This is a genomic window from Ruminococcus sp., from assembly GCF_019417665.1.
GTDB lineage: Bacteria > Bacillota > Clostridia > Oscillospirales > Ruminococcaceae > Ruminococcus_C.
The window spans coordinates 1-7180 of sequence record NZ_DXUU01000084.1 but is presented as its reverse complement, the minus strand read 5'-3'; the positions used below and the strand labels follow the sequence as shown (position 1 = coordinate 7180).

At 44.7% G+C, this 7180-nt stretch carries 8 protein-coding genes; all 8 read right to left on the bottom strand.

Translation table 11 applies throughout. The annotated features are described in order from the left end of the window. The coding region (locus tag QZ375_RS13240; protein ID WP_295219726.1) for a recombinase family protein at nt 1-1057 on the bottom strand (1057 nt) is incomplete at its 3' end. Beyond that, nucleotides 1058-1471, bottom strand: coding sequence for a recombinase family protein (locus QZ375_RS13235; protein WP_295219725.1), 414 nt, complete (start codon nt 1469-1471; stop codon nt 1058-1060). Further along, complete coding sequence (locus QZ375_RS13230) at nt 1471-3027, bottom strand: recombinase family protein (protein ID WP_295219724.1); 1557 nt, start codon at nt 3025-3027, stop codon at nt 1471-1473. The genes QZ375_RS13235 and QZ375_RS13230 overlap by 1 nt, the downstream gene beginning before the upstream one ends. Before the next feature lie 29 nt (nt 3028-3056). Beyond that, the gene (locus QZ375_RS13225) at nt 3057-3248 is read right to left on the bottom strand and encodes an SHOCT domain-containing protein (RefSeq protein WP_295219723.1); all 192 of its coding nucleotides are present in this window, start codon (nt 3246-3248) and stop codon (nt 3057-3059) included. Between the two features lie 82 nt (nt 3249-3330). Then, entirely contained in the window at nt 3331-4326 is a 996-nt protein-coding gene (locus tag QZ375_RS13220; RefSeq protein WP_295219722.1) for an N-acetylmuramoyl-L-alanine amidase, read from the bottom strand. Between the two features lies 1 nt (nt 4327). Next, entirely contained in the window at nt 4328-4768 is a 441-nt protein-coding gene (locus QZ375_RS13215) for a phage holin family protein (RefSeq protein ID WP_276713355.1), read from the bottom strand. A gap of 2 nt (nt 4769-4770) precedes the next feature. Next, the gene (locus tag QZ375_RS13210) at nt 4771-6168 is read right to left on the bottom strand and encodes a hypothetical protein (protein ID WP_295219721.1); all 1398 of its coding nucleotides are present in this window, start codon (nt 6166-6168) and stop codon (nt 4771-4773) included. Further along, nucleotides 6165-7180: leucine-rich repeat domain-containing protein (locus QZ375_RS13205; RefSeq protein WP_295219720.1), on the bottom strand; the 1016-nt coding region annotated here is incomplete at its 5' end. The genes QZ375_RS13205 and QZ375_RS13210, both read right to left, overlap by 4 nt.

Here is a 7180-nt window from a genome sequence, read left to right as displayed (position 1 = left end):
ACACCACAGATTTGCAGCCTCGGTTGTTCCAGTGTATTCTACGGAATTGTTCCCCACATTCGGCACAGTACATCAAATTCGTAAAGCAGTGCTTGGAACTAAAGCCTCGCCGTCTCCCCATACAGTCAACTTGCGAACTTCGTCTTACAATTTCCTCCTGTACCTTCAAAAACATCTCTTTTGGGATAATGGCTTCGTGATCGTCTTCTACATAATACTGCGGCATTTCGCCGTTATTTTTAATGCGCTTTTTATTGAGAAAATCCACAGTATATGTCTTTTGCAGAAGTGCATCACCCATGTACTTTTCATTTTCCAGAATCAATCGAATGGCACTATCATGCCATCTTTTGTTTCCCCGTGCAGTAAGAACCCCATCACGCTCCAGTCCTCTTGCAATCTGCTGACAGCTTGCGCCTTCAAGATATTCACGATAAATTCGTTTAACTACCTCTGCCTGTTCTGAATTGATAACCAGATGCCCGTTCTCGTCCTTATCGTAGCCGAGGAAACATCTTGCATTGACCATTACTTTGCCCTGCTGAAAGCGATACTGCATTCCCAGCTTGACATTCTGACTCAGAGATTCAGATTCCTGCTGTGCCAGTGACGCCATAATGGTAATCAGAACCTCACCCTTTGCATCCATTGTGTTTATGGACTCTTTTTCAAAGTATATCGGAATGTTCTGTGCCTTAAGCTGTCGTATGTAGTTCAGACAATCAACTGTATTTCGGGCAAAACGGCTGATAGATTTTGTTATAATCATATCGATCTTACCGTCCATACAGGCCTGTATCATTTTATTAAATTCCTCTCGGTTTTTCGTCGAAGTTGCACTGATACCATCATCTGCATAGATTCCGGCAAATATCCATTCCGGATTCTTACTGATAATTTCCTCGTAATGCTCAATTTGGGTCTGATAACTGGTAGCCTGTTCTTCAGTGTCCGTAGATACTCGGCAGTAGGCTGCCACACGAATTTTCTTGACTTCTTTGGTTTTTGCCAGATTACCGATATGCTTTTTCGGAGGAATCGTTGTTACTTTTGGCATTTATGTCACCTTGCTTTCTATAAGACTGTAAAGATACTCTGCTTGCTGAACAGGATCATCATAATGAAAATTCTGCTGTCCCATTGTGAATTTTGTCTGAGGCTGGGGAATCTTTTTTCTTTTTCTCCCGATTCGGTTCATCTCAGCAGCCCGGCGGTTCCATTCAGCATTTGCTTTGGCGAAGGTTTCCTTATCAATAATCGCAGGGTAAAAACTATCTCCAAGATAACATTCTCTGCTTAGCATTCGTCTGACCATGCTGTGAACCATAGGATGCCCTGCCGCCTTTGCTGCTTCTGACAGACTCATACCCTCAATGTAGTTATGGAAAATCTGTCTGACATGTCCTGCTTCATCCGGATTTATGACAGCCATACCATTCTCTATCCTGTAGCCGTATGGTGTATGTCCCATCAGATCACCTCCTTCAGCGTCAGACCGCATTTCAGTTTGAAACCTACATAGTTTCGGTCATAAACAATAATGTGGTCAACAAACGCAAGGAACAACGCATCACTAAATTCCTGAACAGACGCCGTACTTTCAGTAAATCGAAGCAGATGTTCCAATTCTGCAATACCGGCAGCTTCACCTGTAGTATACTGACTTAATCGGGATATTTCGTTACGGTAATCTTCTGCTTGTTTTTTTAGCAGATTCATCTCCTGATTGTACATTACGGTATCAATAATTTCCTGTGAGCGAAGCCAGCGGAGTGTATTTCTCCTTTCAGTGTTTGTCTCTAACTGTTTTTGTAATTCCTGCATTCTATGAACATTTTCATCACTGTTATCAGATTTAAGACTGCACAGTAAAGGTTTCAGGATCAGTTTCCTGCTGAATATAAGCTTGTTCAGCATGGTTACAAAGGCAACTTTCAGTACATCATCACGCACATATTTTACGGAGCATTTTTTAGCGTCCTCAATATGTGCAGCACATGTCCAGGCAATCTCAGCTCCACCGTTGTGAATCCTGCGTTTAAAGTTTCTGCCGCACACTCCGCAGACAATTTTTCTTGAAAAGGCATAACGTTTCTGATATTTGTCGCTGCCTTTGATGACACCCTTTTCCGCTGCCCGCTGTCTGATAAGTGCATTTGCTTTTTCAAAGACCTCCCGGCTTACAATAGGTTCATGGTGATCAGAAACAAGATATGTTCCGACTTCACCATGGTTTGTATGCCTGTGAAAGTTATCATCAGTATAGGTTTTCTGAAACAGTGCATCGCCGACATATTTTTCATTGACTACAATGTCACGAACGGTTGACCCACTCCATTTTCCGCCCTTTCTCGTTGGAATATGCTGTGCATCTAAAAGCTTCGCAATGACATATGTACTTTTGCCGGATAAAATTAAGTCAAAGATAAAGCGAATCACATTTGCCTCCCATGTTTCAATCACCATATTTCCGTTTTCATCTCTCATATATCCATAAGGAACATAGGACATTTTGTATGTACCGCTTTGAAACTTACGCTTTATCGACCACTTTTCATTTTGAGAAATAGATGCTGATTCATCTTCTGCCATACTACTCAGTATCGAGAGTATCAGCTCACTTTCCATACTCCCAGTGTCTATATTTTCCTTTTCAAAAGAAATCGTGACGCCAATTTCGAGCAGTTCACGGACAATGGAAAGGCAGTCTGTTGTATTTCTTGAAAAACGGCTGATAGATTTCACGAGAATACGGTCTATTCTCCCAAGACGGCAGGCTTGCAGTAGATTCTGCAAGCCCTCACGGACATCTGATTTTGTACCGGTGATGCCTGAATCATAGTATAACCCAGCGTATTCCCATTCCGAATGCAGTTTGATCCATGACTCATAATGTGCTTTTTGTGTTTCAAGGCTTTCAAGCTGATCATCGTTATCTGTTGAAACACGGCAGTAAGCAGCCACACGGAATTTCTGCTTATTTGTCGTTATCGGCTTATTCGCTTCAATTTTTCTAACTGTTTTCAAGGCAGTCACCTCCTTTCGCAGTGTCCATATTAACTCTGTTTCGTGGATATATCAAGCGTTTTCGGCAATAAGTCGACGTAAAGCGGAGAGAAAGATCGGCGATTTTTTTGTGTCAGTTTGTCATATTCGTCAAAGGAAATCAGACCGGAACGATAAAGCATTTCCGTGATTTTCTGTGCCCTGTGATAATTCAGCTCATCCATTATTTGCTGCTGTTCCATACAATACCTCCCGTCAGCACTTAAAAATTTTCCCGAAACAGCTAACACGGGAGCCGTTTCGGGATTTTGAATAGAAATATTATCAGATATCGGTCTTATTAACCCAACCGGTAACATAAGAACCGGCAGGCGTTTTGCCGCAATTGGAAGCAGAATTTGTGATACGCATTCTGTTGTTCACTACCTGTCCGTCATAGAGATAGTACGTTCCGGATTTCTTTGTACCAGTTTTGGCAGTACTGGACGAATACAAGGTGACATTGTTCAGTGTGACCTTTGTACCTTTTGCGTAGGTTTTCACAACAAAATATACTACTTTGCCTGAATTGTCAAAAACGCTGTATCCTGCCTTACACGCCTTTTTCGCATTCTCCAAAGAAGAGTACGCACCTAGCTGCGACTTTGCATCTGCCCAAGACTTTCTCACCCGGTAAATCTGCTTTGTGGAAGGTGCAGAAATAGTGGGAGTTCCAGCATTCAAATAAGACTGCACCTTTTTCTTAAACTCCGCCCAATGAGGTAAAATGTACGCCGGACACATCTTGTACCGATTGTACATGGTGTTCAACTGGTCAATCGTTCCGTTTCGTCCATCACGGACATTCAGCCAGTGGGTATGGGTGTAGAGATGGCTGATGTCCAATCCACACTGTTTTAATAACGCTGCTGCCAATTTTGCTGCATTGTCCTCCGATTTTTGATCGGCAGAATTGTATGCAGAGGACATAATGCACTCGATAGCAATGGTTCTCCTGTTGCCGTTCCCAGAGCCATCAGCAGCGTGCCAGCCACTCAGGCTGTGGGGCAGATTCTGCCATGCACACACGTTATCCACATAGTAATGAACTCGCACGTCCTTCATGTTGTTATTGACCGTTGCCCTTGTGTACTGTTCCGCAGGGGTCGTGCCGCTTGCTACCGAAATCCAATCGGTGTTATGAACAGTCACACCGATAACTTTGCCCTCCATGGAAACAGAGGGCATATCGATTCTGTTGGGATTGTGTTTGGTGAGCAAATACTCGTTGATTTTTACTCCGTTCAGAGTCGTTGTTACATCTGGTCTTAAAATAGCCATATTACTTGTCCTCCTTGTCGGTCGTTTCTTCGGTTCTGCCGATTTTTGTTTGCAGAACATCAATTGCTTTTTGAATTGCAGGTGGATATGGAATCCCCATGAGCGATGTATTTTCCACGATGGAAAGCAGTTCGTTCAGGCAAAAGCTGATGCAGACTGCATCCCGGATATAGTTGGTATTCAGCAGAATATCCATCCGAACTGCAACGACGATCAGCATCAAGGTGCAGACTTTTTTCGCCAGACCGAACCAGCCAGCTTTGGAAGAAAGTCCGCCGCTTTCCGTGTGTTTTGATTTTTTCATCATGGCGGTGATGATGCCAGTGAAAAAGTCGATTGCCATAAAGACGACCAGTGTCACCAGAGCGGAGTCCCAGCCGCCAAAAATGGCAGTAAAAAAGCCGCCGACCAAGCCGACAGCCACGCAAATGGTATCTTTCATTTTCAATCCTCCAGTACTTTCAGGAATCGGATTTTCGGATGAGAATTGTTGCTTCTGCCCACCCAGGCAAGGTAATATTCGCCGTCAGAAATGCCGTTGCATTCTGTGATGGTGGTGATAAAGTTGTCCGATTGTAGCCATTGGAAATCCAGAGAAACCGCACGATTTGCATCGATCTGCGTGTTCACATACACACCAATAGGAATGTCGATCTTCTGCGGTTTCGGCACCAGATACAGGCTTCCGGCTTCGCTGGAACCCGACTGATAGGACATTACGATCTCCGCATTTTTCGTCAGAAATAAGGGATTTTCACAAATGGTCAAAACCGACTTATCCCAGTGAAAACACTCCTGCGAGTAGGACAGCACGAAATCATTTTCTGCACTGCAAAACTGCGGATAGGCAGCCAGAAAATCCTTCATGGTCTGATACCCGCCGTCCAGAATCATGCTGATGTTTGGTGCATAGGTCGAAACAGTATTCTGTCCGGACTGAAACAGAACGGTGTAATTTCTGTCGTTTGTCAGGTTATCGATCTGCTTTTGCAGGCTCTCCAAAGTACGTTCTGTTTTTTCCGAATAGACTGTGATCTTTGTGCTAAGCCCATTGATTTGTGTGCCGAAACCATCCCATTGTGCGATTTTAGCGGCAGTGATCTGATCCAATGCGGATTGATTTTCGTGGGTATGTGCTTTTTCCAGAAGTGGCTGAACAGCAACTTGAATCAGTGTTTTCACAGCATCGGTATCCGGATAATTTGTCAAATCCGGAGAAATGCCGTCCTTTCCGTCACGTCCATCTTTACCGTCTTTCCCATTTGTGCCGTCCTTACCGGGCAAACCGTCTGCACCATCTTTTCCGTCCTTTCCGGGTAATCCATCCTTACCGTCAACGCCATTCATGCCTTTCAAACTTTCCAGCCATTCTGCAGCTGTCCCTACAAAACCGTTTTCTATGGCAATTTCATAAGCAGAACGACCGTCTTTTCCGTTTGCTCCGGTTTGCATCTCTGAGAGCTTTTTCAAAAGCTGCGTATACAGATCCGGCGTAGGCGGAATTGGCGTATCCCCATCTGCGACAAAACCGGACGGTCGAATGTGAAGAGTTACTGGTACGGTTGTTGCACGCAGTGTAGTATCGCTTTCCGCATCGTAACCAAATAAACTCATCTTCACCGCACCAGGATGCAGTTCGGCAGGCAGCAAGCAGGTTGTTCCATCTATGCCAAGCACCACGTTGTATGTTTCCTCACACTGCGTGAACTGCACCACTTTGTGCAGCGTTTTCCAAGCCCCATCGAACACGAACTTCACCGAAACAAATGCAATCTGGTCAGAGGCAAGGACCTCTCGCTCCAGTGCTTCGATTTTTTGCTGTTTCACTAAGAATTTCATCATCCGTTTTTCACCTCGTTCCATGTATGGGTTTCCGTATCATATTCCAGATAGCCGTCTACACACTGGATCTTTTTCAGATAATTGTTGTAGGAATGTTCTCCGGAAGACATCCAGTTGACCGGTTTGGTGATGGCGTTCCACTGAGCGATCGTTCCTTCATATGTGATGGCTGTTAGACTTTCACAGTATGTCAGCATATTTTCCCCAAAGGTTCCGCAATTCGCAGAAATGGTAAGGCTGGACAATGCTGTACATCTTGTAAACGCAAAAGCACCAATGGAATCACACGCAACACGAGCAGTCTTCAGCTTTGCACAGCCGCTAAAAACATACTTTCCCCACGTTTTCACGCTGGCAGGCACAGTGACTTCTGCAATGGCGGTATGATAAAAGGCGTATGACTGAATCGCAGTAACTGCCTGCGGAATGGTAACAGAAGTCAGACCAGCGGTATCATTGATTATGGCATCTTCCTGTGCAAAAGCAGAATCACCAATGCTGGTCAGTGTTGCCGGAAGAGATACCGTTTTCGCATTGGCACAATGATAGAACAAACGGTCACCCAGACCAGTAATGCCATTGCTGAGTACAATCTCCTTGATCTGGTCGTTTTGATAGAACACAGAATCATGAGAGGTATAATCGTAGGTTGCACCCGTGCCACGCAGCAGCAGTTTGCCGTTGTCGTAGAGAACATAGTAGATGTTTTCGCCGCACTGTCCGGTTGCTAGGATTTCGCCTGCCGTCAAGTCATCTACCTTGGTCTGCAGTTCCGAAATCTGGCTGTTCATCGCATCCAGCCGCTTTTGCAGTTCGTCCAGTGTGGCATTCGTCTTTGCCATTTCGGCAAGCATCTCGGTCACTCTGCACTTGCCAAGAATGCACTTGCAGTAACCGCATTTGCTCTCATCCGCACGGCAGTCTGTCAGATCGAAATCCAGAATAGCTGTCGTTCCAGCACGCAGTCTTACAACTGCTAAAGTCAGATAAGTCGTCACATTGTTGTTGGTAA